This window comes from Pseudomonas sp. TE3911, assembly GCF_054062775.1.
In genome coordinates this window covers 4,234,603-4,259,764 of record NZ_JBSSFP010000001.1, presented here as the reverse complement: position 1 = coordinate 4,259,764, position 25,162 = coordinate 4,234,603, and the positions used below count along the sequence as shown (strand labels likewise).

At 61.5% G+C, this 25,162-nt stretch carries 22 protein-coding genes; 15 read left to right on the top strand and 7 right to left on the bottom strand.

Going from position 1 to position 25,162, the window contains the following annotated elements; translation table 11 throughout:
- Positions 1-105: 105 nt before the first annotated feature.
- Together ACVWXD_RS19305 and tadA are read left to right on the top strand one after the other, a co-directional pair.
- The gene (locus ACVWXD_RS19305) at positions 106-1,488 is read left to right on the top strand and encodes a multicopper oxidase family protein (protein ID WP_095184314.1); all 1,383 of its coding nucleotides are present in this window, start codon (positions 106-108) and stop codon (positions 1,486-1,488) included.
- Positions 1,488-1,985 carry a tRNA adenosine(34) deaminase TadA gene (tadA, locus tag ACVWXD_RS19300; RefSeq protein WP_095183916.1) on the top strand — a complete coding sequence of 166 codons (498 nt, stop codon included), beginning with the start codon at positions 1,488-1,490 and terminating at the stop codon, positions 1,983-1,985. The genes ACVWXD_RS19305 and tadA overlap by 1 nt, the downstream gene beginning before the upstream one ends.
- 94 nt (positions 1,986-2,079) lie before the next feature.
- Here tadA and cmoB read toward each other — a convergent pair whose 3' ends face one another.
- From cmoB to ACVWXD_RS19265, 7 genes are all read right to left on the bottom strand, one after another.
- On the bottom strand, positions 2,080-3,036 hold the full coding sequence (cmoB, locus tag ACVWXD_RS19295) for a tRNA 5-methoxyuridine(34)/uridine 5-oxyacetic acid(34) synthase CmoB (RefSeq protein ID WP_260366747.1): 957 nt from the start codon (positions 3,034-3,036) through the stop codon (positions 2,080-2,082).
- Positions 3,033-3,776 carry a carboxy-S-adenosyl-L-methionine synthase CmoA gene (gene cmoA, locus ACVWXD_RS19290; RefSeq protein ID WP_032886460.1) on the bottom strand — a complete coding sequence of 248 codons (744 nt, stop codon included), beginning with the start codon at positions 3,774-3,776 and terminating at the stop codon, positions 3,033-3,035. The genes cmoB and cmoA overlap by 4 nt, the downstream gene beginning before the upstream one ends.
- Before the next feature lie 36 nt (positions 3,777-3,812).
- A complete protein-coding gene (locus ACVWXD_RS19285; protein ID WP_457371256.1) occupies positions 3,813-4,469 on the bottom strand; it encodes a lysoplasmalogenase in 657 nt (218 codons plus the stop codon).
- Position 4,470: 1 nt separating this feature from the next.
- A complete protein-coding gene (locus ACVWXD_RS19280; RefSeq protein WP_032886463.1) occupies positions 4,471-4,860 on the bottom strand; it encodes a protease inhibitor I42 family protein in 390 nt (129 codons plus the stop codon).
- 87 nt (positions 4,861-4,947) lie between these two features.
- Positions 4,948-5,403, bottom strand: coding sequence for a hypothetical protein (locus ACVWXD_RS19275; RefSeq protein WP_032886464.1), 456 nt, complete (start codon positions 5,401-5,403; stop codon positions 4,948-4,950).
- A 206-nt stretch (positions 5,404-5,609) separates the two neighbouring features.
- Positions 5,610-8,030, bottom strand: coding sequence for an endopeptidase La (lon, locus tag ACVWXD_RS19270; protein ID WP_032886465.1), 2,421 nt, complete (start codon positions 8,028-8,030; stop codon positions 5,610-5,612).
- Between the two features lie 171 nt (positions 8,031-8,201).
- Positions 8,202-9,191 (bottom strand): GntR family transcriptional regulator, encoded by a 990-nt coding sequence (locus ACVWXD_RS19265; RefSeq protein WP_095183918.1) that lies wholly within the window; start codon positions 9,189-9,191, stop codon positions 8,202-8,204.
- Positions 9,192-9,527: 336 nt separating this feature from the next.
- On the opposite strand from ACVWXD_RS19265, the gene ACVWXD_RS19260 reads away from it, so the two are divergent.
- The 13 genes from ACVWXD_RS19260 to ACVWXD_RS19200 all read left to right on the top strand — a co-directional run bounded on the left by ACVWXD_RS19260 (position 9,528) and on the right by ACVWXD_RS19200 (position 25,038).
- Positions 9,528-10,850: an amidase gene (locus ACVWXD_RS19260; RefSeq protein WP_181642770.1), complete on the top strand. Its 1,323-nt coding sequence runs from the start codon at positions 9,528-9,530 to the stop codon at positions 10,848-10,850.
- An 11-nt stretch (positions 10,851-10,861) separates the two neighbouring features.
- A complete protein-coding gene (locus ACVWXD_RS19255) occupies positions 10,862-11,740 on the top strand; it encodes a polysaccharide deacetylase family protein (protein WP_003210406.1) in 879 nt (292 codons plus the stop codon).
- 39 nt (positions 11,741-11,779) lie between these two features.
- On the top strand, positions 11,780-13,120 hold the full coding sequence (locus tag ACVWXD_RS19250) for an MFS transporter (RefSeq protein WP_032886468.1): 1,341 nt from the start codon (positions 11,780-11,782) through the stop codon (positions 13,118-13,120).
- A gap of 10 nt (positions 13,121-13,130) precedes the next feature.
- A complete protein-coding gene (locus ACVWXD_RS19245) occupies positions 13,131-13,892 on the top strand; it encodes an SDR family NAD(P)-dependent oxidoreductase (protein ID WP_095183921.1) in 762 nt (253 codons plus the stop codon).
- Positions 13,893-14,045: 153 nt separating this feature from the next.
- Positions 14,046-14,795, top strand: coding sequence for an SDR family NAD(P)-dependent oxidoreductase (locus ACVWXD_RS19240; protein WP_032886471.1), 750 nt, complete (start codon positions 14,046-14,048; stop codon positions 14,793-14,795).
- Positions 14,796-14,808: 13 nt separating this feature from the next.
- Positions 14,809-15,108, top strand: coding sequence for a hypothetical protein (locus tag ACVWXD_RS19235; protein WP_032886473.1), 300 nt, complete (start codon positions 14,809-14,811; stop codon positions 15,106-15,108).
- Positions 15,105-16,079: a CobW family GTP-binding protein gene (locus ACVWXD_RS19230; RefSeq protein ID WP_401381668.1), complete on the top strand. Its 975-nt coding sequence runs from the start codon at positions 15,105-15,107 to the stop codon at positions 16,077-16,079. Before ACVWXD_RS19235 ends, ACVWXD_RS19230 begins: the two co-directional genes overlap by 4 nt.
- Positions 16,076-17,251, top strand: coding sequence for an ABC transporter substrate-binding protein (locus ACVWXD_RS19225; protein WP_032886475.1), 1,176 nt, complete (start codon positions 16,076-16,078; stop codon positions 17,249-17,251). The genes ACVWXD_RS19230 and ACVWXD_RS19225 overlap by 4 nt, the downstream gene beginning before the upstream one ends.
- A gap of 963 nt (positions 17,252-18,214) precedes the next feature.
- Complete coding sequence (locus tag ACVWXD_RS19220) at positions 18,215-20,551, top strand: putative bifunctional diguanylate cyclase/phosphodiesterase (protein ID WP_181642769.1); 2,337 nt, start codon at positions 18,215-18,217, stop codon at positions 20,549-20,551.
- Positions 20,552-20,745: 194 nt separating this feature from the next.
- The gene (locus ACVWXD_RS19215; RefSeq protein WP_122755653.1) at positions 20,746-21,420 is read left to right on the top strand and encodes a methylamine utilization protein; all 675 of its coding nucleotides are present in this window, start codon (positions 20,746-20,748) and stop codon (positions 21,418-21,420) included.
- On the top strand, positions 21,404-23,752 hold the full coding sequence (locus tag ACVWXD_RS19210; protein WP_032891872.1) for a bifunctional diguanylate cyclase/phosphodiesterase: 2,349 nt from the start codon (positions 21,404-21,406) through the stop codon (positions 23,750-23,752). Before ACVWXD_RS19215 ends, ACVWXD_RS19210 begins: the two co-directional genes overlap by 17 nt.
- Before the next feature lie 9 nt (positions 23,753-23,761).
- Positions 23,762-24,619, top strand: coding sequence for a DUF3034 family protein (locus ACVWXD_RS19205; RefSeq protein ID WP_181642768.1), 858 nt, complete (start codon positions 23,762-23,764; stop codon positions 24,617-24,619).
- On the top strand, positions 24,619-25,038 hold the full coding sequence (locus tag ACVWXD_RS19200; RefSeq protein WP_032891871.1) for a group I truncated hemoglobin: 420 nt from the start codon (positions 24,619-24,621) through the stop codon (positions 25,036-25,038). The genes ACVWXD_RS19205 and ACVWXD_RS19200 overlap by 1 nt, the downstream gene beginning before the upstream one ends.
- The last annotated feature ends 124 nt before the right edge of the window (positions 25,039-25,162 follow it).

The following is a 25,162-nucleotide window of genomic DNA, read 5'->3' as shown; positions in this document are numbered from 1 at the left end:
GAGCAAGCCCCCTCCCACATGAGAAGCCTTACTGTTTAGCCGATGCAGGTGTATCGTATCTGCCCTTTGCAGGCCTTGGGCCTGCGGCAGATACGTGAGGTTGTTGTGTCCCGATCCTTTTCCCGTCGACAAATCCTGGGTGGTCTTGCAGGCCTGGCCGTAGTGGGCGTCGGTGCCGGTGGCGCCTACCGTTACTGGCTGGGGAAAGTCGCCGAATCCGAAGCGGGTCACGACTACGAGCTGATCGCTGCACCGTTGGACGTGGAGCTGGTGCCGGGGCACAAGACCCAAGCCTGGGCGTTCGGCCCCTCGGCACCCGGCACCGAGTTGCGTGTGCGTCAGGGCGAATGGTTGCGGGTGCGCTTTATCAACCACCTGCCGGTCGCGACCACCATCCACTGGCACGGCATCCGCCTGCCGCTGGAAATGGACGGCGTGCCCTATGTCTCGCAACTGCCGGTGCTGCCGGGCGAATACTTCGACTACAAATTCCGCGTGCCCGACGCCGGCAGCTACTGGTATCACCCGCATGTGAACAGTAGCGAAGAACTCGGCCGAGGCCTGGTCGGCCCGCTGATCATCGAAGAGCGTGAACCCACCGGTTTCAAACACGAACGGACCCTCAGCCTGAAGAGCTGGCATGTGGACGAAGAGGGTGCGTTCGTTGCCTTCAGCGTTCCCCGTGAAGCGGCGCGTGGCGGTACGGCCGGGCGGCTGTCGACGATCAATGGCGTATCCCAGGCGGTGATCGACTTACCCGCTGGGCAGATCACCCGCGTGCGCCTGCTCAACCTCGATAACACCCTGACCTATCGCATCAACATCCCCGACGTCGAAGCGCAGATCTATGCGCTGGACGGCAATCCCATCGAACCGCGTCCATTGGGCAAGGAGTACTGGTTGGGTCCGGGTATGCGCATCTGCCTGGCGATCAAGGCACCGCCGGCGGGCGAAGAGCTCTCGATTCGCAACGGCCCGGTGCGCCTGGGCACTTTCCGCTCAGTCGCCAACACCGATGCACCGACCGAATGGCCCCCGGCGCTGCCCGCCAATCCGATTGCCGAACCGGACCTGGCCAATGCCGAGAAACTCAACTTCAATTTCGAGTGGGTCGGCTCGGTCTCGGTCAACGTCGACAATGGCAAGCCGCCGAGCCTGTGGCAGATCAACGGCCAGGCCTGGGACATCACCGACAAGACCTGCGCCGACCGACCGATTGCCAAGCTGGAAAAGGGCAAGAGCTACATTTTCGAATTGAAGAACATGACCCAGTACCAGCATCCGATCCACCTGCACGGCATGAGCTTCAAGGTGATCGCCTCGAACCGCCACAAGGTGATCCCGTACTTTACCGACACCTATTTGTTGGGCAAGAACGAGCGCGCCCGCGTGGCCTTGGTGGCGGATAACCCTGGAGTGTGGATGTTCCACTGCCACGTCATCGACCATATGGAAACCGGCCTGATGGCCGCCATCGAGGTGGCGTGATGCGCCAGATTCGCCCCGCGGCAATCATCGACCGCAGCCGCGACCAAGACTTCATGCGTGAAGCCCTGGCACTTGCCGCCCAAGGCGCCGCACTGGGCGAAGTGCCCGTGGGTGCGGTGTTGGTACAGGACGGTGAAATCATTGGTCGAGGTTTCAACCGCCCCATCAGCGGCAACGATCCCAGCGCCCATGCCGAGATGGTCGCCATACGCGACGCCGCCCAGGCCATCAGCAACTACCGGCTGGTGGGCAGCACGCTGTATGTGACGTTGGAGCCGTGCAGCATGTGCGCGGGGTTGATCGTGCATTCGCGAGTCGCGCGGGTGGTTTATGGCGCGTTGGAGCCGAAGGCGGGGATTGTGCAAAGCCAGGGGCAGTTTTTTACCCAGGGCTTTCTGAATCATCGGGTGATGTTTGAAGGCGGTGTGCTGGCCGAGGAGTGCGGCACGGTATTGAGCGAATTCTTCAAGGCTCGCCGGGCCAAGCCTCAGATCTAACCAACACCGAATATCAAATGCGGGAGGGGCGGTGCGACGATTCGACTTGCCCCTCCCACATTTTTGATCTTCATTTTTTCAGGGAGATTAGCGGTTACTTCTTGGCGATGATGACCGCCCGCATCGGTGCCGGCAGCCCTTCAATCGTCTTGCTGTGATCCTCGGGATCGAGGAAGTCACTCAGGGACTGATACTTCATCCATTCCGTCCCGCGCTGTTCCTCCACCGTGGTCACGCTCACATCCACGCAACGCACATCGCTGAAACCTGCGCGGCGCAGCCACAGCATCAGCGCCGGTACCGACGGCAGGAACCACACGTTACGCATCTGCGCATAACGGTCTTCCGGCACCAGCACCTGTTGCTGGTCGCCTTCCACCACCAGGGTTTCCAGGACCAGCTCGCCGCCCTTGACCAAGGTGTCCTTCAGCGCCAGCAAATGCTCGATGGGCGAGCGACGGTGGTAGAACACGCCCATGGAAAACACCGTGTCGAAGCCTTCGAGGTTGGCCGGCAAGTCTTCAAACGGAAATGGCAGGTGCCAGGCTTTCGGTTCGGACAGATACCGCTGCACCGCCTGGAACTGACAGAAGAACAGCCAGTTCGGGTCGACACCTATCACGCTGTCGGCGCCGGCGCCGAGCATGCGCCACATGTAGTAACCGTTGCCGCAGCCGACATCGAGGATGCGCTTGCCTTTCAAGTCCAGGTGCGGTGCGACGCGTGACCACTTCCAGTCCGAGCGCCATTCGGTGTCGACGTGCACGCCGAACAGGTGGAACGGCCCCTTGCGCCATGGGCTCAGGCCCATCAATGCGGTGCGCATCTGTGCGCGGGTTTCGTCGTTGCAGTCGGTGTCCAGCACCAGGTCATTCAGTAAGTCGACGTCGCTGGGCATGATCTTCGGCAGTGCATCCAATGCACTCTGCCAGCGCCCCAGGTCGCCATGTCCTTTTTCCATTTTGCTGTCGAGCTGCGCTTGCAGGCCTTGGGCCCATACGGCCAGAGGAGTGCCGACCAAATGGCGGGCGAGGGGAGACAGATCAATCATGGCAAGGCAATCAACGAGGCAAAGTTAAGACACTGGAACCACGGCACGACTTTCGAGAACCCGGCTGCCAGCAGGCGTTCGCGGTGTTCTTCGAGGCTGTCGGGCTTCATGACGTTTTCGATGGCGCTGCGCTTCTGGGCAATTTCCAGTTCGCTGTAGCCGTTGGCGCGTTTGAACGCGATATGCAGGTCGGTGAGCAGCGCGTGTTCTTCAAGGTCATTGAAGCGCAGCTTTTCCGAAAGGATCAGCGCACCGCCCGGTAACAGCGCCTGACGAATTCGCGACAGCAAGCTCAGGCGCTCGTCGGGCGCGATGAATTGCAGGGTGAAATTCAACGCCACCACCGAGGCCGGCTGGAATTGCAGCGCGAGGATATCGCCCTCGATCACCTCGACCGGCAGCAACTCCTGGAACATCGAGTCCTGGCCGTTGAGGTATTCGCGGCAGCGCTCGACCATGGCGGCGGAGTTATCCACCGCGATCACTCGGCAGCCGTCGGTACGCACGTGTCGGCGCAGGGCTTGGGTGACAGCGCCAAGGGATGAACCCAGGTCGTAGAGCACGCTGTTGGGTTGGGCAAACTGCGCCGCGAGCACACCGAGGTTTTCGACGATAGTCGGGTAGCCTGGCACCGAGCGCTTGATCATGTCCGGGAATACCCGCACCACGTCCTCGTTAAAGGCGAAGTCCGGCACCTGGGGCAGGGGCTGGGCGAAAAGGCGATCGGGTTCTTTGCTCACGGTTGTTCCGGCGACGAGGGGGGAAAGGCCGGCATTTTAGCCAAGTTGGCCCTCGTGTGCGCGGGTTGTCTGATGGAAAGCAGAGGCGGTGATGCCCCACTGGCCAAGCCAATACGTGGTGATCAGCAAATACGGCGCGGCGTCGAACGCCACCACGAACCGATTGATGCCGATCAGGGCGTCTGAAAACACAAACGACACCGCGCCCGCCGCAGCCAGTAAGGCCGAGCGTTTTGGCACGTCACTGCCCAGCCGCGCGAGCGCGCGCCAGAGCATTGCGCTGATCACCAAGGCGTAAACCACGACGGGAATCAACAAGTCGCCAAGGCCATGGGAAATCAGGATGCTCAGCAGGACGATGCCTACGCCAAGGGCCAATACCAACGGTAATACCGCCAAACGACGGCAATCGCTGAAATAGGCCTTGAGGTATGCCAGGTGCGCAAACAGAAACGCGCCAAGGCCGAAGATAAACAAGTCGCCAGGCCAAGCGAGCAACACGTCGCCCACCAGTGAGAAAATCAGCCCGAGGCTGATCCAGCGTCGATAGTCGGTGGGCGGTGCGTCATGCAGCCAGCCCAACAACGCCAGTACCGGCAGCGGTTTGACCAGAAGGCAGAGCAACATCGCGTGAGTGCTCAAACCGTAGATAAAAGTGGCGGCGCCCATCAACGCGAGTATCAGCCATGGCATATCAGTTCACCGTAAGGGTGCAGTCGAAGGTCTCCACGGGTTCGGCTTCCGGCTCCCACGGCTGCTGGGACGTCAGGCGTAAACGACCCTGGCCGGCGGCAAACGCCTGGAAGCGCCAGGTGGATTGACCACCGCCCCCGATCACGCCGGACTCAGTGCTGCTGTAGACCTCAGGGCTCAGCGCACGCAGCACGCCGCCGGCGGAATCCTGGATGGCCCAGCGGTAGCCGGTGGTGGGGTTGCTCGGCAGGGTGAGGATCAGGTTTTGCCCGGTTTTAAGCTGGAGCGGGCAGGCGCTCTGGTTTTCCACGGTGACGTTTTGCTTCGGCGCACTGGCGCACGCGGTCAGCAGGCAAAGGCTCAGGGGGAGAAGCAGGCGGGCAGCAGTCATGGAGACTCCGTTTATACACGACGAAGGGCGAGCATAACCGAAGATGAGACAAGGTGTGACGGCGGCACCGTCTGTGCCGCCTAAGTTTCAAATAAGGGTCGTAGTCAGCCATACGTCATATTTGATGCTTAGCTTGAGTTCATTTCCGTTCCGGAGCTTGACGGTGAAGTCTAGCTTTGCCGTATGGTGTTGGTTGTCTGTCGAGATATCTAAAACCAGCGTTCCTTTTTGGGTTGTGGCCTCACCCAGATAGTGGTAGAAGCCGATGCGGTACATTTCAAAGTAGCGCACTCTCACCACGGGTGGTGAGGGGGTGCCTTCAAAATGGTACGTGCCGGGCTTAATATCACGATGGAGTACCAGCTCGATTCTTCGCTCGCTTTGGCGGCTTTGTCGCTCAGCAATGGCGGTTATGCCAAGCCATTTGTCATCGGCTGTATATTCCAGCTGTTGGGTTTGGAAATTCCCACGTTTGGACACGGATCCTTTGAACTCACCCGTAATGTTTTCGATCTCGGCTGGTGCTTCGCGAGTTGCTGTCATTGGTTTCTCCTTGATTGGACCTGCGCATGATTGGACGCGCAGTCGCTTCAATGTAGAGGGCGCCGGAACAACTGGGACCTGTGAGAAATGACAGTTTTTTAGACGGGTTGGCGATAACTCAGGAAGGGATTGATTACCGCAAATCTGAAATGAAAATGACCAGGCTTGAACCTGGTCATTATGAGTACACGGTTGCTCTCTATCGCTTAGAAAAGCACTTTAGCCACATCCGCAAACCGCTTGGCAAAGTGCACCGTCATGCCCTCTTTAAGATACTCCGGCAACTCTTCAAAACTGCCGCGATTGGGTTCCGGCAATATCAGCTCGTGAATCTTCTGACGTCGCGCTGCGATCACCTTCTCGCGCACGCCGCCGATCGGCAGTACATGCCCGGTCAGCGTCAGTTCGCCGGTCATGGCCACGCCTTTTTTCGGCGCTTGGTTACGGGCCAGGGACAACAACGCACTGGCCATGGTCACGCCAGCGCTCGGGCCGTCCTTCGGCGTGGCACCTTCCGGCACGTGCAAGTGCACGAAGGCTTCGTCGAAGAACTTCGGATCGCCGCCAAACGACTTCAGGTTGGAGCTGATGTAGCTGTAGGCAATTTCGGCAGACTCTTTCATCACCTCGCCTAACTGCCCGGTGAGCTTGAAGCCGCGGTTCAGTGTGTGGATGCGCGTCGCCTCGATTGGCAGGGTCGCGCCGCCCATGCTGGTCCAGGCCAGTCCGGTGATCACACCGGTACCGGACAGCACTTGCTCATTGCGGAACACCGGCATGCCCAGGGAGCTTTCCAGGTCCTTGTTGCCGATTTTGATCACCGAGTTCGGCGCATCCAACAACTTGACCACGGCTTTGCGTACCAGTTTGCCCAGTTGTTTCTCCAACTGGCGCACTCCGGCTTCACGGGCATAACCGTCGATCAATGCGCGCAGGGCGCCGTCGCTGATGGTCAGGGTGTTTTTCGATACGCCAGCTTTTTCCAGCTGTTTTGGCCACAGGTGGCGCTTGGCGATGGCGACTTTTTCTTCGGTGATATAGCCCGACAGGCGAATCACTTCCATCCGGTCCAACAGCGGGCCGGGAATTGAGTCAAGGGTGTTGGCGGTGCACACGAACAGCACTTTGGACAGGTCCAGGCGCAGGTCGAGATAGTGGTCGAGGAATTCGACGTTCTGTTCCGGGTCGAGGGTTTCGAGCAGGGCCGAGGCCGGGTCGCCCTGGAAGCTTTGGCCCATCTTGTCGATCTCGTCGAGCATGATCACCGGGTTCATCACTTCAACATCTTTGAGCGCCTGCACCAGCTTGCCCGGCATGGCGCCGATGTAGGTACGGCGATGGCCCTTGATCTCGGCCTCGTCGCGCATGCCGCCGACGCTGAACCGGTAGAACGGCCGGCCCAGGGACTCGGCGATGGATTTACCCACGCTGGTCTTGCCTACGCCCGGCGGGCCGACGAGCAGCACGATGGAGCCGGCGACTTCGCCTTTGTAAGCGCCCACCGCCAGGAATTCGAGGATGCGGCTCTTGATGTCGTCCAGGCCGGCATGGTGCTTATCCAGCACCTTGCGCGCGTGTTTCAGGTCGAGCTTGTCCTCGCCGTACACGCCCCACGGCACCGAGGTTGCCCAATCCAGATAGTTGCGGGTGACCGCATATTCCGGCGAGCCGGTTTCCAGGATTGACAGTTTGTTCAGTTCTTCATCGATGCGTTTTTTCGCCTGGGCTGGCAGCACTTTGTCTTCCAGGCGTTGCTCGAATTGCTCCACGTCCGCGCTGCGGTCGTCCTTGGTCAGGCCCAGCTCCTGCTGGATCACCTTGAGCTGTTCTTTAAGGAAGAACTCGCGTTGGTGTTCGCCGATCTTGCGGTTCACCTCGGCGGAGAGCTCCTTTTGCAGGCGCGCGACTTCGACTTCCTTGCGCAGCATCGGCAGGACTTTTTCCATGCGTTTGAGCATGGGGACGCAGTCCAGCACTTCCTGCAGCTCGTTACCGGTGGCCGAGGTCAGCGCGGCGGCGAAATCGGTGAGGGGCGACGGGTCGTTGGGGCTGAAGCGGTTGAGGTAGTTCTTCAGCTCTTCGCTGTACAGCGGGTTAAGCGGCAGCAGCTCTTTGATCGCATTGATCAGCGCCATGCCGTACGCCTTGACCTCGTCGGTCGGCTCGGTGGGCTGGTGTGGGTATTCGACTTCCACCAGATACGGTGGGCGATGGTGCTTGAGCCAGGTCTTGATGCGCACGCGGGTCAGGCCCTGGGCCACGAATTGCAGCTTGCCGTTCTCGCGGCTGGCGTGATGCACCTTCACCAGGGTGCCGTACAGCGGCAGGGCGGAGGTGTCGAAGTGGCGTGGATCTTCCGGCGGCGTGTCCATGAAGAACAGAGCGAGTGAGTGGTGGTCGGATTTGCTCACCAGCTCAAGGGTCTCAGCCCACGGTTCTTCGTTGACAATCACCGGCAGCACTTGCGCCGGGAAGAAAGGCCGGTTGTGGATCGGGATGATGTAGACCTTGTCCGGCAGGTTTTGCCCTGGAAGAGCCAGGCCGGTATTGGACGAGGAGGTTTTAGCGTTTTCGGGGTCTGCGTAGTCGTTGAGGTCGTAATCAGGGAATTCTTGCTGGTCGCTCATGGGGCACCTGCATAAGGAAGTATGGAGGTTAGATGGGGCGAGGCAGCAGTGGTTTCAATGGGGGGCGTGAGATAGCAACATATTGCATGAAATTCCTGCGGCGACTTGGTCAATGTGGGAGAGGGCAAGTCAATCGTCGCACCGCCCTGCCTACATCGGCTCCGTGTTGCGTCAGCTGATTTTGTGGAGGTAGGCGGGGAGTGGCTGTTCTGGCAGCACCGATAGCACTTTCAAACGCTGCAACATCCGCTGCCGTGCCCGTTGCAAATGCTCGCGCAGATTCAACGCCGCCGCGTCAAACGCGCCATGCAGCAGCAACTCCAGAATCAAGCGATGTTCGGCGAGCATGGCTGGATCCGCGCCGATCCCCAGCAATCGGTAAAAAATTCGGCTGATGATCATCGGGCTTTGGCCCTGGCGAATCAGCGCGGCAATCTTGCGGTTCTGCATCCCGGCCAGGCAGCGCTGGTGCAAGTCTTCTTCGATCTGCTCGATGGCTTCCAGGCTGCACTCGGCGCTGTTCTGGGCATCCAGTACCCGCTGCAGCATGGCTTCAAGGACTTCGCGGTCCAGGTTCGGTGCGCTCTGGCGCAGCGCCTCGGGCTCCAGGCAGGCACGTAGTTCGTAATCCTCGGTGACTTCCCGCGCGGTCAACGGCCCGGCCAACCATTGGGAGTAGGGCTCTTTTTCCACTAGGCCACGGTCACGCAGGCGCATCAGCGCTTCACGCACCACCGCTCGGCTGACGCCGTAGTGGTCGGCGGCGGCTTGTTCATCCAAGCGGTAATGGCCGAAGGCAATGCAGGTGGACAGTGCCGCGCCGATCTCCTCGACGATCCGCTCGCCCAGCGGCCGGGTGTCCACCAGCTCAGCCTCGCCGTTGAGACCCAGGTGCGCATGGCTCAGGGGCAGGCGCAGCGGCTCCATGACCAGGCCTTCGGGGTTGATCAGATAACCCCGGCCGTTGAAGCGGCAGATCAAGCCTTCGGCATGCAGCAGGTCCAGCGCTTTGCGCACCGGCACGCGGCTGGTGCCGAACAGTTCGGCCAAGGGCGCTTCCAGTAAAACCAAGCCATGACGGGCGGTGCCATTGACGATCGCGTCGCGCAACACCTGGTGAATCATCGCGTAACGGGAGGCCGAGGCGGACACTGCTTTCATCACTTTCTCTGGGGCTTGTAGGACGGTGGCCGGGGATTCTCTCATAAGTTGCGCCTGTCACTCTGTGCTACGTCGGTGGCACTTTTTTGGGGCCTGAAAGGTGTGACTGTTACTTTTCTGCACCAAAATGTACTTATTAATAAAAGATACATTATTTCATTGGAGGTGGATCCCAGGTGTGATGCAAGACATTTTTCCATCGATCAAAACCATCTATCCCGCTGCTATGGGCGAAAAACCGTAACCGCGTAAACAGCGCTACGCAGAGACTGGCACGAAAGCTGCCTTTGTAAAATGTACATTTTATGAATATGTACGTTTTATGAGGTTCTCCTGATGTCAGACGCCACATCAATGGCCGAGGATTTCGCCAGCGGTCGCAGCGACCCGGTGCAAGCCCTCGAACAGGCACTCGATCAAGCGAGCCGCTCGGCCAGCGTTTTCATTTCCCTGACCGCCGAGCGCGCCCGCCGTGAAGCCGAAGCGTCCGCGGCCCGTTGGCGAGCTGGCCAGCCCTTGAGCGGGTTCGATGGTGTGCCCGTGGCCTGGAAAGACCTGTTCGACGTGGCTGGCAGCGTCACCACAGCCGGCGCTGCTTACCGGCGCAACGCGCCTGCGGCCTTGCTCGACGCACCGAGCGTGGGCCTGCTTTGCCGCGCCGGGATGGTCAGCATCGGCAAAACCAACCTCAGCGAACTCGCTTATTCAGGGTTGGGCCTCAACCCGCATTTCGGCACGCCGCACAACCCCCATGGCACGGACCAGCCGCGCATTTCCGGCGGCTCGTCCTCGGGTTCGGGCGTGGCCGTGGCCGCCGGCATTGTGCCGATTGCCATGGGCACCGACACCGCTGGCTCCATTCGCATCCCGGCGGCGCTCAATGGTGTGGTGGGTTACCGCAGCAGCAGCCGACGTTACAGCCGTGACGGCGTATTTCCCCTGGCTCGTTCCCTCGACAGCCTCGGCCCGCTGACCCGCAGCGTGCGTGATGCGCTGGCCATCGATGACCTGCTCCATGGCCGCACACAGACCCACAGCGCCCGCAGCCTCAAAGGCCAGCGCTTTGTACTGGCGCAGCAGGACGTCGAGCCCGCTGTGCGCAACAATCTGCTGAGCGCCGTGGCGCAACTCAAGGCCCAAGGCGCGCTGATCGAAGAACGTGAATGCCCGACCTTCCAGGCCACTCTGGACCTGATCAAACACCACGGCTGGCTCGGTGCCTTCGAAGCGTTCGCCCTGCACCAAACCCTGCTTGACAGCGCCGATGCCGAGCAACTCGACCCCCGCGTGCGCCGCCGCCTCGAAGCCGCCCGCGCGCTGCCGGCCAGCCAACTTATCCACCTGACCGATGCGCGCCGTCGTCTGCAACAGCAACTGCTCGACGACCTTGACGGCGCGATCCTGATCACCCCCACCGTCGCCCACGTCGCGCCCGCTTTGGCGCCCCTGGAAAACGACGACGACCTCTTCGTGAACACCAACCTCGCCACCCTGCGCCTGACCATGCCCGGCAGTTTGCTGGACATGCCAGGCGTGACCTTGCCCAGCGGCCGCGATGCCCAGGGCCTGCCCACCGGGCTGCTGCTCAGCGCCCCGACAGGAGAAGACGCACGCCTGCTGCGCGCAGCGTTGTCCGTCGAAACCGTAATTAACGTTTAAGGAGACACACCATGGCTAAAGACATCCTCTGTGCATTTGGCGTTGACGTGGACGCCGTCGCCGGCTGGCTCGGTTCCTACGGCGGCGAAGACTCGCCCGACGATATTTCCCGTGGCCTGTTCGCCGGTGAAATCGGCGCGCCGCGCCTGCTCAAATTGTTTGAACGTTACGGCCTGCGCACCACCTGGTTTATCCCTGGCCACTCGATGGAAACCTTCCCTGAGCAGATGAAGGCCGTGGCCGACGCCGGTCACGAAATCGGCGTGCATGGCTACAGCCACGAAAACCCGATTGCGATGACCGCCGAGCAGGAAGAAATCGTCCTCGATAAATCTATCGAGTTGATCACTCAGGTGACTGGCAAACGTCCCACCGGCTACGTCGCGCCTTGGTGGGAATTCAGCAAGGTCACCAACGAACTGCTGCTGAAAAAGGGCATCAAGTACGACCACAGTCTGATGCACAACGACTTCCATCCGTACTACGTCCGCAAGGGCGACACCTGGACCAAGATCGACTACAGCCAGCACCCCGACACCTGGATGAAACCCTTGGTGCGCGGCGAAGAAACCGACCTGGTGGAGATCCCGGCCAACTGGTACCTGGACGACCTGCCGCCGATGATGTTCATCAAGAAAGCCCCCAACAGCCACGGTTTCGTCAACCCGCGTCACCTCGAAGAAATGTGGCGCGACCAGTTCGACTGGGTCTATCGCGAACACGAACACGCGGTGTTCACCATGACCATCCACCCCGACGTGTCCGGCCGCCCGCAAGTGCTGTTGATGCTTGAGCGCCTGATCGAACACATCCAGAGCCATGCCGGCGTGCGCTTCGTCACCTTCGACGAAATCGCCGATGACTTTATCCGCCGCCAACCCCGTACCTGACCCTTAGAAAAACAGCCCCCCACCTCCGAGGCGCGACTCATGTCCATCTACAACAAGCTTGACCTGACTGGCTGGAAACCCCGGCAACTCACCTCCAAGGAAGTGCGGTTTGCGACCTGGATTGCGTTTTTCGCCTGGGTGTTTGCGGTGTATGACTTCATCCTGTTCGGCACCTTGCTGCCGGAGATCGGCCGGCATTTTGGCTGGGGTGAAGTGGAGCAAGCTGAAATCGCGACGTGGGTGGCGGTGGGCACGGCAGTGGTCGCCTTTGCCATCGGCCCTGTGGTCGATAAGTTGGGCCGTCGCAAGGGCATTATCTTCACCGTGGCCGGTTCCGCGCTGTGCTCGGCGCTGACCGCGATTGGTGGGGCGTGGGGTAAGTCACCGCTGATTCTGATCCGTTCGTTGGGCGGCCTGGGCTATGCCGAGGAAACCGTCAACGCCACGTACCTGAGTGAGCTGTACGGCGCCTCGGAAGACCCGCGACTGACCAAACGTCGCGGTTTCATCTACAGCCTGGTGCAGGGCGGCTGGCCGGTCGGTGCATTGATCGCCGCTGGCTTGACTGCACTGTTGCTACCGATCATCGGCTGGCAGGGCTGCTTTATCTTCGCCGCGATCCCGGCGGTGGTGATTGCGATCATGGCGCGCAAGCTCAAGGAGAGCCCGCAGTTCCAGATCCATGAACGCATCAGCCAACTGCGCAAAAACGGCGCGGTGACAGAAGCACAGAACGTGGCGGCAACCTACGGCGTGGATTACGACGAACACAGCAAGGCCGGCCTGAAAGCTGCGTTCCGTGGCCCGGCCCGCCGCGCCACCCTGGTGATCGGCGCTGCGTTGTTGCTCAACTGGGCGGCGATCCAGGTGTTCAGCGTGTTGGGCACTTCCGTGATCGTCAGCGTGCACCACATCTCGTTCGAGAACTCGCTGATCATCCTGGTGCTGTCGAACCTGGTGGGTTACTGCGGTTACCTCAGCCACGGCTGGATGGGTGACAAGATCGGCCGTCGCAACGTGATCGGCCTGGGCTGGATGCTGGGCGGCCTGTCGTTCGCCGGTATGCTGTTTGGCCCAAGCAACATGGCCATGGTGGTCGGGCTTTACAGCCTGGGCCTGTTCTTCCTGATCGGGCCGTACTCGGCGGCTCTGTTCTTCATCAGCGAAAGTTTCCCCACCAGCATCCGCGCCACCGGTGGCGCGATCATCCACGCCATGGGACCGATTGGCGCAGTAGTCGCCGGTTTCGGTGCAACCCAGGTGTTGTCCGCCGGCAGCGACTGGCAGACCGCCGCGCTGTGGTTCGGCGCCTTGCCGTGCTTTTTGTCCGGTGTCCTGATGTTTGCCGCGCGCCATGTGCGTCCGGAAACCGTTCAGTAAGGAGTGATTGATGAGTCGTAAAGTTGCCTTGATTACCGGTGCCGCCAGTGGCATCGGCCAAGCCCTCGCCGTGGCGTATGCGCGCAACGGCGTGGCGGTGGTGGGCGGGTACTACCCGGCCGATCCCCATGATCCACAGACCACCGTTTCCCTGGTGGAAGAGGCCGGTGGCGAATGCCTGATGTTGCCGCTGGATGTCGGTGATACTGCCTCGGTCGACGCCCTGGCCGCACAGGCCGTGCAGCACTTCGGCCGATTGGATTACGCGGTAGCCAACGCCGGCTTGCTGCGTCGCGCGCCACTGCTGGAAATGACCGATGCACTCTGGGACGAGATGCTCAACGTCGACCTGACGGGGGTGATGCGCACCTTCCGTGCGGCGACGCGGCACATGAAGGAAGGCGGCGCGCTGGTGGCGATTTCCTCGATTGCCGGCGGCGTGTATGGCTGGCAGGAGCACTCGCACTATGCCGCCGCCAAGGCCGGTGTGCCGGGCTTGTGCCGGTCGCTGGCGGTGGAATTGGCCGGTTTGGGGATTCGCTGCAATGCGGTGATCCCAGGCTTGATCGAGACGCCGCAGTCCTTGGATGCGAAGAATTCGCTGGGGCCAGAAGGTTTGGCGAAAGCCGCGCGGGCGATTCCGCTGGGGCGGGTAGGGCGCGCGGATGAAGTGGCGTCGCTGGTGCAGTTCTTGACCAGTGATGCGTCGAGTTATTTAACCGGGCAGAGCATCGTCATTGACGGCGGCCTGACCGTGCGCTGGCCTGACTGACTGATGTACTTGATCCAAATGTGGGAGGGGCGGTGCGACGATTCGACTTGCCCCCGATGGCGGTGTTTCAGTTAGCCCATCTTTGACTGACCCACTGCCATCGGGGGCAAGCCCCCTCCCACATTGAAAGTGGAATTTTTCAGGAGTTTTTGCATGAACCAACTGACCAACCGCCGGGCCGTGATCACCGGTGCCGGCAGCGGCATCGGTGCCGCCATCGCCCGCGCCTACGCCGTTGAAGGCGCGCGTCTGCTATTGGCCGACCGCCACGCCGCCAGCCTCGCTGAAACCGCAATCACCTGCCGCAACCTCGGCGCCGAAGTGGTCGAGTGCGTGGCCGATGTGGGCACCGTCGAAGGCGCCCAAGCCAGTGTCGACCGCTGCGTCGAACATTTCGGCGGCATCGATATTCTGGTCAACAACGCTGGCATGCTTACCCAGGCGCGGTGCGTCGACCTGTCCATCGAGATGTGGAACGACATGCTGCGCGTCGACCTCACCAGCGTGTTCGTCGCCAGCCAGCGCGCTTTGCCCCACATGGTCGCGCAGCGCTGGGGGCGGATCATTAATGTGGCCTCGCAACTGGGCATCAAGGGCGGCGCCGAACTGACTCACTACGCGGCGGCCAAAGCGGGTGTGATTGGGTTTACCAAGTCCCTGGCGCTGGAAGTGGCGAAGGACAACGTGCTGGTCAACGCCATCGCCCCTGGCCCGATCGAAACCCCTTTGGTCGGTGGCATCAGCGACGACTGGAAACGCGCCAAGGCCGCCGAACTGCCCTTGGGCCGCTTTGGCCTGGCGGACGAAGTCGCGCCTACCGCCGTGCTGCTCGCCAGCGAGCCGGGCGGCAATCTGTTCGTCGGCCAGACCCTGGGCCCGAACTCCGGCGATGTCATGCCATGAGTGAGGTGTAGCCATGTGCGGACTCTGCGGATTGCTCGGCGAAGACCTGCACTGGAGTGATCCCCTGGGCGACGAATTGCCCCGGCGCCGCGAGCGCCTGCGCCGTATCGCTGCGATCAACCAGGTGTTGGCGGTGTTCCGGCTCAAGGTCGAAGATTTCCAGGGCGCCTCCTATCTGCTGTTGGGCGCCACCGGTAAACAGGAACTGGCGAGCGGCCTGGATCAACTCTGGCAGGCGGCCGAAACCATGCTCGGCCGCCCGCTGGATCCTCTCGATCCACGGCTGTTGGATCATTTGGAGTCAACCCCATGAGCATCGCGCTGAATGTCATTACCGGCTTCCTCGGCAGCGGCAAGACCACCTTGCTCAAACGCCTGCTGCAAGGCGAAAGCCTCGGCGATACCGCGTTGCTGATCAACGAATTCGGCGACATCGGCATCGATCATCTGTTGGTGGAAGAAGTCGCGCCAGACACCGTGCTGCTGCCCAGCGGCTGCATCTGCTGCTCGATCCGTGGCGAACTCAAGGACGCGTTGCTCGGCCTGTTGCAGCGCCGCGAGCGTGGCGAAATACCCGCGTTCAAACGCGTGATCCTGGAAACCACCGGCCTGGCCGACCCGGCACCGATCCTCGCCACCCTGAACAACGATGTGCAATTGCGTGGACGTTTTCATATCGGCCTGGTGATCACGCTGGTCGATGCCAGCCACGCCGCCCTGCAAGAGCGCCTGCACCCGGAATGGCTGGCCCAGGTGGCGGCTGCGGACCGTTTGCTGCTGAGCAAGACCGACTTGGCGGGCGAGTGCGAGCCCCTGCGCGCGCATCTGCGGGCACTCAATACCGGCACGCCGATCCTCAATACCCATGACATTCACAGCGGCGATCAATTGCTGCTGGGCGAAGGCTTGCGCAGCGCCGAGCCAGCGATGGAAGTCAGCCGCTGGCAACTGCATCAAACCACCACCGCCACCCACGGCGCGGCGCAAGTGTGCAGCCTGACCTTCGACCAGCCGCTGGACTGGGTCGGCTTCGGGGTGTGGTTGTCGATGCTGTTAAGATGCCACGGCGAACGAATCCTTCGCGTCAAAGGACTGCTCAACGTGAACGCCAGCAACGCCCCCATCGTCATTCATGGCGTGCAGCACTGTCTGCATGCCCCGGTCCATCTGCCTGCGTGGCCGGGCACAGACCGGCAATCGCGCCTGGTGTTTATCCTGCGTGGTCTTGACCCTGCGCTGTTGCGGCGTTCTTTTGATGTGTTCTCGCGGCGGTTCGCCGGATGATCACTTTACGCGTCCTCGGCACCTCCGTGACCTTGCTCGAAACCCTGCGCGTACGTGCCGAACAGGAGCTGGGTATTCGCCTGGTGTACCAGGTGCACGACGTTGAACAGGCCCAACGCATTGCGGTGATGCAGCCCGACAGCTACGACCTGTACGACCAGTGGTTTCATAACGTCGACTTCGTGTGGCCGGCCCGGGCGATCCAGCCCATCGACACACGGCGCATCGCGCTGTGGCATGAGATCAACGACCTGCCCAAACGCGGGCGTCTGTCGCCCAGCGACCGCCTGGGCAGCGGCAGCGTGCCCAGTGAGCGTTTATTTGTGCAGCACGACGGCAGCCTCGGCAGCACCGTCACCGACCGCATCAGCATGCTGCCCCTGACCCACAACGCCGACAGTTTCGCCTACCGCCCCGAGCGCCTGCCCGAAGGTTTTTGCCACGGCAACGAAAGCTGGGGCTGGCTGCTGGACCCGGCCTGGCGCGCGCGCACAGCGCTGCAAAGTGACGCCGCCATCGGCGCCCTGGACGCCGCACTGGCGGTGCAGGGCGCGGGACTGGCCCGCTTTAACGACATCGGCAATATGAGCATCGAAGAGATCGACGTGCTTGCTGACATTCTGGTGCGCAAACAGAAAGAAGGGCATTTCGCTGCGTTCTGGTCCGACGATGAAGAGGCTGCGCAACTGATGCTCAGCCCCAGCATCGATATCCAGAGCCTGTGGTCGCCGACGCTGATGCGCCTGCACCGCGCCGGAGTGAAGTACCGCCTGGCCGTGCCCCGCGAAGGCTATCGCGCCTGGTTTGGCGGTTTGTCACTGTCGCGCCATGCCCAAGGCCCGGTGCTGGATGCGGCCTATGCCTACCTCAATTGGTGGTTGTCCGGCTGGCCCGGCGCGGTCATGGCCCGCCAGGGTTACTACATCGGCAACCCGGCGCGCAGCCGCGATCACCTGAGCAGCGCCGAGTGGGATTACTGGTACGCCGGCAAGCCTGCGCGGGAGGAATTGTTGGGGAGTGATGGATTGCCGCTGATCGATATTGGCGAAGTGCGCGATGGTGGTTCGTATGAGCAGCGGATGGGGCATATTGCGGTGTGGAACTCGGTGATGGATGAGCACAACTACCTGGTGCGCAGGTGGGGGGATTTCATGCGGGCGCGTGGTGTTTGATTGAGTGCGTGGGTTGGGGGGCATATCCGTTGCTGCGGTAACGGCCGCCTATGGATCCGCTCTTACAACGGGTCACTTTTGGAAAGGCCGGAATGTTGGCCCAGCGTGGTTGACGGGGCGATTCCAGATCAAAAGCAACAGCGCGGCGGCCTTAGAGCCGACCGGGTTCTTAAGCCGAACTCATTCCAAATGTGGGAGGGGGCTTGCTCCCGATGGCAGTGGGTCAGTCACAGCTGCATCAACTGACACACCCTCATCGGGAGCAAGCCCCCTCCCACATTTTGATCTCCACATATCAGATAAGTCCCAGCCTGCTTTAGATCTGCTTTAGATCTGCTTTAGATCTGCTTTAGATCTGCTTTAGATCTGCTTTAGATCTGCTTTAGATCTGCTTTAGATCTGCTTTTGCTTTTGCTTTGGCTTTTGCCTTTGCTCTTACATCCTTTTCGCTGACGAAGTCAGCGGTCTTTTGATCTGCGCTTTTGATCGTGATCTTAGGCGCCCCGTTAAACACGCTGGCCGCACGCAGGCTTGAATCCGTGGGTAACCCGGCAGGACGCCGGGTTAGCCGCACTGGGCCATGGATGGCCCATTGCGGCGGCCCACGGATTCAAGCCGGAGTGCGGGCACACCGAGCCTAAGCGAGGTGCCGAGTGTTGGGGCAAGAGCCCTTTGGTTACTTTGGGGCTTTTCCAAAGTGACCCGCCGTAAGGGCGGAACCAATACCCGCCGTTACCCAAATAACGGATATGCCCCCCAAGCCAACCCTCTGTCGCCAATAAACCGCCACCTAAATCCCCACGTTTATTGAATGCACACCCCCCAACTCCCAGCTAATCTCCTCACACCCAATATCCAACGAAAATGGATATTTTTTTGACGCCAGGTCAGCTGTCGCAAGGAATGCACATGACAAAAGGACGTAGTGGCAGAGAGAGGCGAACACTGCCAGAGGGCACCGCCATGACGTGGCGCCATACGTTCCAAACTCGCATCGCCGGGGTGCTGGCACTGCTACTGCTGGTGGTCGTCGCCGCCACCTATTTTGCCGTCAAGGCCGCCACCACCCGCGCGGTGGAGAACCAGGCGCAAGTCCAGTTGAAAACCGGAACCCAGGTATTCGAGCGTCTGCTGGACCTGCGCGGGCGTCGCCTGCAATACGGCCTCGATTGGCTCACCGTCGACGGCCCGTTCAAGCAAGCCGTGGCCGAAGGCAACACGGTGTCGATTCTGGCTGCACTGCGTCGGCATGGCTCCGGCGTCCGTTCCAGCGAGGTGTTTGTGCTGGGGCTGGATGGCAAGGTCGTGGTCAGCACGTTGCCCATCCTCACGCGCGGGCAGCTTTTTCCCTATGACACTGCCTTGCGCCATGCGCGGCGCGACGGCCTGCAAATGGTGATTGTCGCCCTGGACGGGCGGCCTTACTTGCTGGTGCAGGATGAAGTCCTCGACCCCCTGCCCATCGCCCGCGTCGTCATGGGCTTTGCCATGGACCAACTGTTCGCCAACGAACTGCGTTCCATGAGCAACCTGGAGGTGTCGTTTCTCAGCGTGCAGGACGGCAGGCCCGGTCCGTTGTTCAGTACCCAGCCTGTCGATTATCAGGCTGGCACTCTCAGCCTGCTCCACGATGCGCCTTTGAACCCAGAGGCGCAGATCCATCCGTTTTACGGTGAGCGTGTGCTCAGCCAAGTGTTGCCGCTGGCCAACACCGGTGACGGCAACGAGGTGCGCGTATTGCTGCAAAGCCCGCTGGACCACGCGCTGGAATCTTTTGCGCCGCTGGACCGGCAGTTCCTCGGGATTGCCCTGGCCGTGCTGGTGGTCTCGTTGGCCGGTGCGTTGTTCCTGGCGCGGCGGGTGTCGCGCCCGCTCAATGCGTTGGTGGAGGCGGCCGGGCGCATTGGCGCGGGGGATTACCGCACGCCGGTGCGGGTGCGCAGCCACGATGAATTCGGCCTGTTGGCCCGTGCGTTCAATGCCATGCAAAGCCGCATCGCCGTGCGCGAACGGCAACTGGCCCATAACGCCCTGCATGACGCTCTCACCGGGTTGCCCAATCGCGCGCTGGCGATGGAGCGCCTGGGCAGCGCGATCAGTGCGCGTCGGCCAGTAGTGTTGCTGTACCTGGGCATCGAAAACTACCGGGTCATCAACGAGGGCTTCGGTCCCGAGGGCGTCGAAGAAATGATGCGCGAGGCCAGCCGGTGTCTGTCCATGAGCCTATTGGCCAGCGATACCGCCGCGCGCATCACCAGCAGCGAATTCCTGTTGTTGCTGGAAAATACCGAGGTTGACCGCGCCGTAGCCCGCGCCGACCGCCTCTACGCGCTGCTTACCGAACCCCAGCGCATCGGCAATGACGAAGTGCGCCACGAGGTGAGTATCGGCATCGCCGCGTACCCCGCCGACGGCCAGTATGTGGAGGAGTTGATCAGCCGTGCGGCCATCGCGCGTCACGATGCAACGACGCTGCCCGGTTATCTACAGATCTACCAGCAGGACCGCGATCTTGCGCACCAGCGCCAGATCAGCCTGATCCGCGACCTGCGCCGTGCGGTCGTCGAAGGTGAGTTGCACCTGTGTTATCAGCCCAAGCTCGACCTCCTGCATGGCCATGTTCGCCAGGCCGAGGCCTTGTTGCGCTGGCAGCATCCGACGCTGGGGCTGGTATCGCCCGCCGAGTTCATTCCCCTGGCTGAACGCACTGGCAGCATGGGTGGCCTGACCCAGTGGGTGATCGAAGAGGCTATTCGTCAGATCGGCGAGTGGGCGCAGCGCGGATTGCATATCCAGTTGTCGGTGAATATTTCGGTGGACGACCTGGCCGATGATGACCTGGCGATTCGTGTGACCACCTTGCTGGAACACTACGACGTGCAGGCCCAGCAACTGATTTTCGAGATCACCGAAAGCGCGATCATGCACAACCCGAAGCAGGCCCTCAGCGTGCTGGAACAATTGCGTGGGTGTGGCATCAGCCTGTCGGTGGATGACTTCGGCACGGGCTATTCGTCGCTGGCGCAATTGCAGCGCTTACCGGTACAGGAATTGAAGATCGACCAGTCGTTTGTGCGCAACCTCGACAGCGCCACGGGCGACGGCGTGATCGTGCGTTCCACCATCGAAATGAGCCACAACCTGGGGCTCAAGGTAGTGGCCGAAGGGGTGGAGTTCGAGCCCAGTCTCAAACTCCTCAAACAGTGGAACTGCGATACGGCCCAGGGCTACCTCATCAGTCGGCCGCTCAATGCCATGGCGTTCGAGATGTGGATGCGCCGCGAGCGCGCGCCGGTCTGAAGCCCGCGTCTATAGTTTTTAGGCCCCAGGCCGATACGCTCTACAAGGCTTGACCGTTTGCACAGTTATTTACCGACCAACGGTCAAGTATCCAGCGCTATTGCATGATGGCATTGTGCCTTGTTTGCGGCATCATGACCGTAACCCACTGTGCCAGGGCTGGCCGCTCATTTTCCATTTTTTGCGGATCGACCATGGCCCGAACTCCTCCCTTGCTCTCCCTGACGCTGATGCTGATGTTGGCCGGCTCTGCGTCGGCGGCCACGCTGGACCTGGTGTTCAAGCGGGCCGATGGCAGCCCGGTGGCGGATGCGGTCGTGACCCTGCAAGGCCCGCCCGGCTCATCGTCGGCCGTGCTCAAGGCGAATATGGACCAACGCGGCCAGCGCTTTGCGCCCCATGTGCTGGCGGTACACACCGGCACTCAGGTGCGCTTCCCCAACAGCGACAACATCCGGCATCAGGTCTATTCGTTCAGCGCCGCCAAACGTTTCGAACTGCGCCTGTACGAAGGCACGCCCGCCGAGCCGCTGCTGTTCGACAAACCCGGCGTGGTGGTGCTGGGCTGCAATATCCATGATTGGATGCTCGGTTACATCTACGTCACCGATGACCCGCTCTTCGCTGTCAGCGATGCCCAGGGCCAAGTGCACCTGGAGCAGCTGGCGCCCGGTGATTACCACGCCACCCTATGGCACCCGCAGTTGGCGGATATGCAGCCCTTGGACGGCGGTACCCTGCATGTGCCTGCCGCTGGCCTGAGACACAACGTAGTGCTGGCCCTGGAGCCGGCGTCCGAGGATCTTCCGCCGACGCCAAGTGCCTTTGGCGATGCCTTCAATCGAGCCGCCCGTGAAACTGCGCAGTAGTTTCCAGGCGCGGGTCGCCAGCGTCCTGATCCTGCTGTTGCTGGTGGTGATCGGCGCACTGTATTTCAGCGTCAAGGCTGCCACCAATTCAGCGGTGCGCAGCCAGGCGCTGGCCCAGTTGGATGTGGGCGCGCGGGTTTTCGAGCGCTTGCTGGACGTACGCGGGCGGCGCCTCGCTGACGGCGTGCAACTGTTGGCGGCCGACTTCGGTTTTCGGGATGCGGTGGCCAGTGGCGATTCGGCGACGATGCGCTCGGTGCTGCTCAACCACGGCAAGCGCATCAACGCCAGTGACATGATCCTGCTGGGCATGGACGGCAAAGTCCTGGCCAGTACCCTCAGCGAAGTGCCCGAAGGCTCGACCTTCAAGTATGACCAGTCGCTGCGCGAGGCCCGGCGCAATCGCCAGGTCATGTTGATTGTGCCGCTGCAAGGCAAACCGCACCTGTTGGTGGAAGCCTCGGTGCTGGCGCCGCTGCCGATTGCGCGGGTGGTGATGGGCTTCAGCATGGACGGTGCGTTCGCCGATGAGTTGCGCTCGTTGAGCAACCTGGAAGTGTCGTTCCTGGCGATTGAAAAAGACCAGCCTGGCGAGTTGGTCACCACCCAACCCCAAGAGCTGCGCAGGAGCATCCTTGCATTGATGCAGGGCGATTCCACGCGCCGTGGCGTGTCCACCACCGATCACCTGGAGCAGCGTTTCCTCAATCAGTCGTTGGTATTGGCCAGCGATGAAAACGGCAAAGTCCTGGCGTTGCTGCAAAGCCCGCTGGATGCGGCGATGCAAGCCTTTGTGCCGTTGGATGAGAAGATCCTCGCCATCGCACTGGTCGCGTTGCTGGCTTCGTTGATCGGTGCCTTGCTGCTGGCGCGCACCGTGTCGCGCCCAGTGCAGGCGCTGGCCCTGGCGGCCGAGCGCATTGGCCAGGGCGACTATCAAACACCCGTGACCCTGGCCCGCAGTGACGAACTGGGGTTACTGGCCCATGCGGTCAATTCCATGCAAAGCGGCATCGCCGAGCGCGAACAGCAGCTTGCCCACAATGCTTTGCATGATCGCCTCACCGGCCTGCCGAATCGGGCACTGGCCATGGAGCGTCTGGGCAGCGCCATTGCGTTGAATCGGCCGGTCGCGTTGATCTACCTGGGCATCGACAACTTGCGCGTCGCCAGCGAAACCGCCGGGACTGACGCGGTGGACCAATTGCTGCTTGCCGTCAGCCGTCGCCTGGAAGCCGTGCTGCGTCCCGGCGATACCCTGGCGCATCTGATCGCCGACGAGTTCCTGCTATTGCTCGAAGGCGCAGGCAGCGACGAGGCGGTGGGCATGGCCGACAAACTCCAACAACTGTTGCTGCGGCCCCAGCGCATCAACGGCCATGACTTGGCGCTGGACTGCCGTTTGGGCATCGCCGCATTCCCAGCCGATGGCGAAAGCCCGCACACCTTGCTTGAACGCGCGGCCATCGCCATGAAAGACGCCGCGCAAATGCCCGGTCGCCTGCAGGTCTATGAACATGGCCGTGACCTCGCGCACCGCCGCCAGATCACGCTGATCCGCGACCTGCGCCACGCGCCCAACCAAGGCCAATTGCTGCTGCATTACCAGCCCAAGCTGGACATTCGCGAGGGCCACGTACGTCAGGCCGAAGCCTTGCTGCGCTGGCAGCATCCGCAGTTCGGCATGGTCTCGCCGGCGGAGTTCATTCCCTTGGCCGAGCGCTCCGGCAGTATTCAGTTGCTGACCCACTGGGTGATCGAAGAGGGCATTCGTCAGTTGTGTGAGTGGAACCGCCGTGGCCTGTACCTGCAGTTGTCGTTGAACATCTCGGCGGACGATTTGCTCGGCGATGAACTGGCCCACCGCGTCTCGGCGTTGCTGCGTCGCTACGGTTTGCCGGCTGAGCAACTGGTGTTCGAAATCACCGAAAGCGCAGTGATGCGCGAGCCGGAAAAAGCCCTCAAAGTCCTGCACTTGCTGCGTGATTGCGGCATCAGTCTGTCGGTGGATGACTTCGGCACCGGCTATTCGTCCCTCGCGCACCTCAAGCGTCTACCGGTGCAAGAGTTGAAGATCGACCAATCCTTTGTGCGCAACCTCGATGAAACCAGTGAGGACGCGGTGATCGTGCGTTCCACCATCGAAATGAGCCACAACCTGGGCCTCAAAGTGGTTGCCGAGGGCGTTGAATATGCCCATAGCCTGCGCCTGCTGGAGCGCTGGCAGTGCGACACGGCCCAGGGTTATCTGATCAGTCGGCCTTTGAGCGCCGACGCTTTCGAAGCCTGGGTGGCGTTGCCACTCAGTGCGCAAACTTCCCTGGTTCATTGAGTGGCTGACGTGCGTCTTTCTCTACTGATCGGCTGCCTGGCCGCCCTGACTGTGCAAACCACCCTGGCCGACAACGGCCGCCTGATCGCCACCGGCGGTGCCAGCAGCATCGAGGGCACGGCGGGCGGCGGCATCACGCCGTGGGCGGTGCTGGCCGGCTATGGCGAACAGCACGAGTGGGGCGCCACGGCGTTCGCCACCACCGTCAACCTGCCGGACTATCGGCTGGACGTGGCGGGGCTGGCGTTGGCCTATGACAACCGCGTCGAAGTCTCTTTCGCCCGCCAGCGCTTTGACCTCGGCAGCCTGGTGCACAAGCTGAATCTGCCGGAAGACAACCTTGGCCAGGATGTGCTCGGTGTGAAGCTTCGCCTGTTCGGTGACGTGATTTACGACCGCTTGCCGCAGGTTTCGCTGGGCCTGGAATACAAACACCAGACCAACTTCGACATCCCCAGCCTGGTCGGCGCCAAGCGTGACAGCGACGTGGAGGGCTACCTCGCCGCCAGCCGTTTGTTCATGGGCGCGGCGTTTGGCTACAACGTGCTGGTCAACGGTAGCCTGCGCTACAGCCGCGCCAATGAAACCGGCCTGCTAGGCTTCGGCGGCGACCGCCGCGACCGTCGCAGCCTGCTCAAGGAAGGGTCGGTGGCCCTGCTGTTCAACCCGCGCTGGGCGGTGGGCGTGGAGTACCGCGAGAAGCCCGATAACTTGTCGTTCGCTGGCGAAAGCGACTGGGCGGACGTGTTTGTCGGCTACTTTCCCAACAAGCATGTGTCGTTTGTGCTGGCCTACGCGCGCCTCGGCGAAATCGCTACGTTGGATAACCAGAACGGCACCTACCTGTCCGTGCAGGGGAGTTTCTAATGCGCCTTTTACCGATTGCGCTGGTGCTGCTGCTCAGCGCCTGCGCCCAGCAACCGCCCAAGGACGACAGCCTGTACCGCGACCTTGGCGCCATGCCCGGCATCACGCGGATTGTCGAAGGCATGCTGCTCAACATTGCCCGGGATCAGCGCATCGTCGAACGCTTTCGGCGCGTCGATATCCAGCGCCTGCGCAACAAATTGATCGAACAGTTCTGCGTCGAAGCAGGCGGGCCGTGCACCTACACCGGTGACAGCATGGCCGAGAGTCACAAGGGCCAGAATGTGAGCCGCAGTGACTTCAATGCGTTGGTGGAGGATTTGATCAAGGCGATGGACAGCGAAGGGATCTCGGTGCCGGTGCAGAATCGGTTGATTGCACGGTTGGCGGTGATGCGCGGTGAAGTGATCGAGCACTAGTTTCATGAGTGCCGGCGGCAAGCGTGGGAGGGGGATTGCTCCCGATAGCAGTGCGCTAGTGACATGAGCATTGGCTGACCCACTGCCATCGGGGGCAAGCCCCCTCCCACATTTTGATCTGTGT

Bases quoted from the DNA above. Each gene is read 5' to 3' on its own strand.
- tadA (WP_095183916.1), top strand. From the start codon at position 1,488: ATGCGCCAGATTCGCCCCGCGGCAATCATCGACCGCAGCCGCGACCAA.
- cmoB (WP_260366747.1), bottom strand. From the start codon at position 3,036: ATGATTGATCTGTCTCCCCTCGCCCGCCATTTGGTCGGCACTCCTCTG.
- ACVWXD_RS19285 (WP_457371256.1), bottom strand. From the start codon at position 4,469: ATGCCATGGCTGATACTCGCGTTGATGGGCGCCGCCACTTTTATCTAC.
- ACVWXD_RS19280 (WP_032886463.1), bottom strand. From the start codon at position 4,860: ATGACTGCTGCCCGCCTGCTTCTCCCCCTGAGCCTTTGCCTGCTGACC.
- ACVWXD_RS19275 (WP_032886464.1), bottom strand. From the start codon at position 5,403: ATGACAGCAACTCGCGAAGCACCAGCCGAGATCGAAAACATTACGGGT.
- lon (WP_032886465.1), bottom strand. From the start codon at position 8,030: ATGAGCGACCAGCAAGAATTCCCTGATTACGACCTCAACGACTACGCA.
- ACVWXD_RS19265 (WP_095183918.1), bottom strand. From the start codon at position 9,191: ATGAAAGCAGTGTCCGCCTCGGCCTCCCGTTACGCGATGATTCACCAG.
- ACVWXD_RS19260 (WP_181642770.1), top strand. From the start codon at position 9,528: ATGTCAGACGCCACATCAATGGCCGAGGATTTCGCCAGCGGTCGCAGC.
- ACVWXD_RS19255 (WP_003210406.1), top strand. From the start codon at position 10,862: ATGGCTAAAGACATCCTCTGTGCATTTGGCGTTGACGTGGACGCCGTC.
- ACVWXD_RS19250 (WP_032886468.1), top strand. From the start codon at position 11,780: ATGTCCATCTACAACAAGCTTGACCTGACTGGCTGGAAACCCCGGCAA.
- ACVWXD_RS19245 (WP_095183921.1), top strand. From the start codon at position 13,131: ATGAGTCGTAAAGTTGCCTTGATTACCGGTGCCGCCAGTGGCATCGGC.
- ACVWXD_RS19240 (WP_032886471.1), top strand. From the start codon at position 14,046: ATGAACCAACTGACCAACCGCCGGGCCGTGATCACCGGTGCCGGCAGC.
- ACVWXD_RS19235 (WP_032886473.1), top strand. From the start codon at position 14,809: ATGTGCGGACTCTGCGGATTGCTCGGCGAAGACCTGCACTGGAGTGAT.
- ACVWXD_RS19230 (WP_401381668.1), top strand. From the start codon at position 15,105: ATGAGCATCGCGCTGAATGTCATTACCGGCTTCCTCGGCAGCGGCAAG.
- ACVWXD_RS19225 (WP_032886475.1), top strand. From the start codon at position 16,076: ATGATCACTTTACGCGTCCTCGGCACCTCCGTGACCTTGCTCGAAACC.
- ACVWXD_RS19220 (WP_181642769.1), top strand. From the start codon at position 18,215: ATGACGTGGCGCCATACGTTCCAAACTCGCATCGCCGGGGTGCTGGCA.
- ACVWXD_RS19215 (WP_122755653.1), top strand. From the start codon at position 20,746: ATGGCCCGAACTCCTCCCTTGCTCTCCCTGACGCTGATGCTGATGTTG.
- ACVWXD_RS19200 (WP_032891871.1), top strand. From the start codon at position 24,619: ATGCGCCTTTTACCGATTGCGCTGGTGCTGCTGCTCAGCGCCTGCGCC.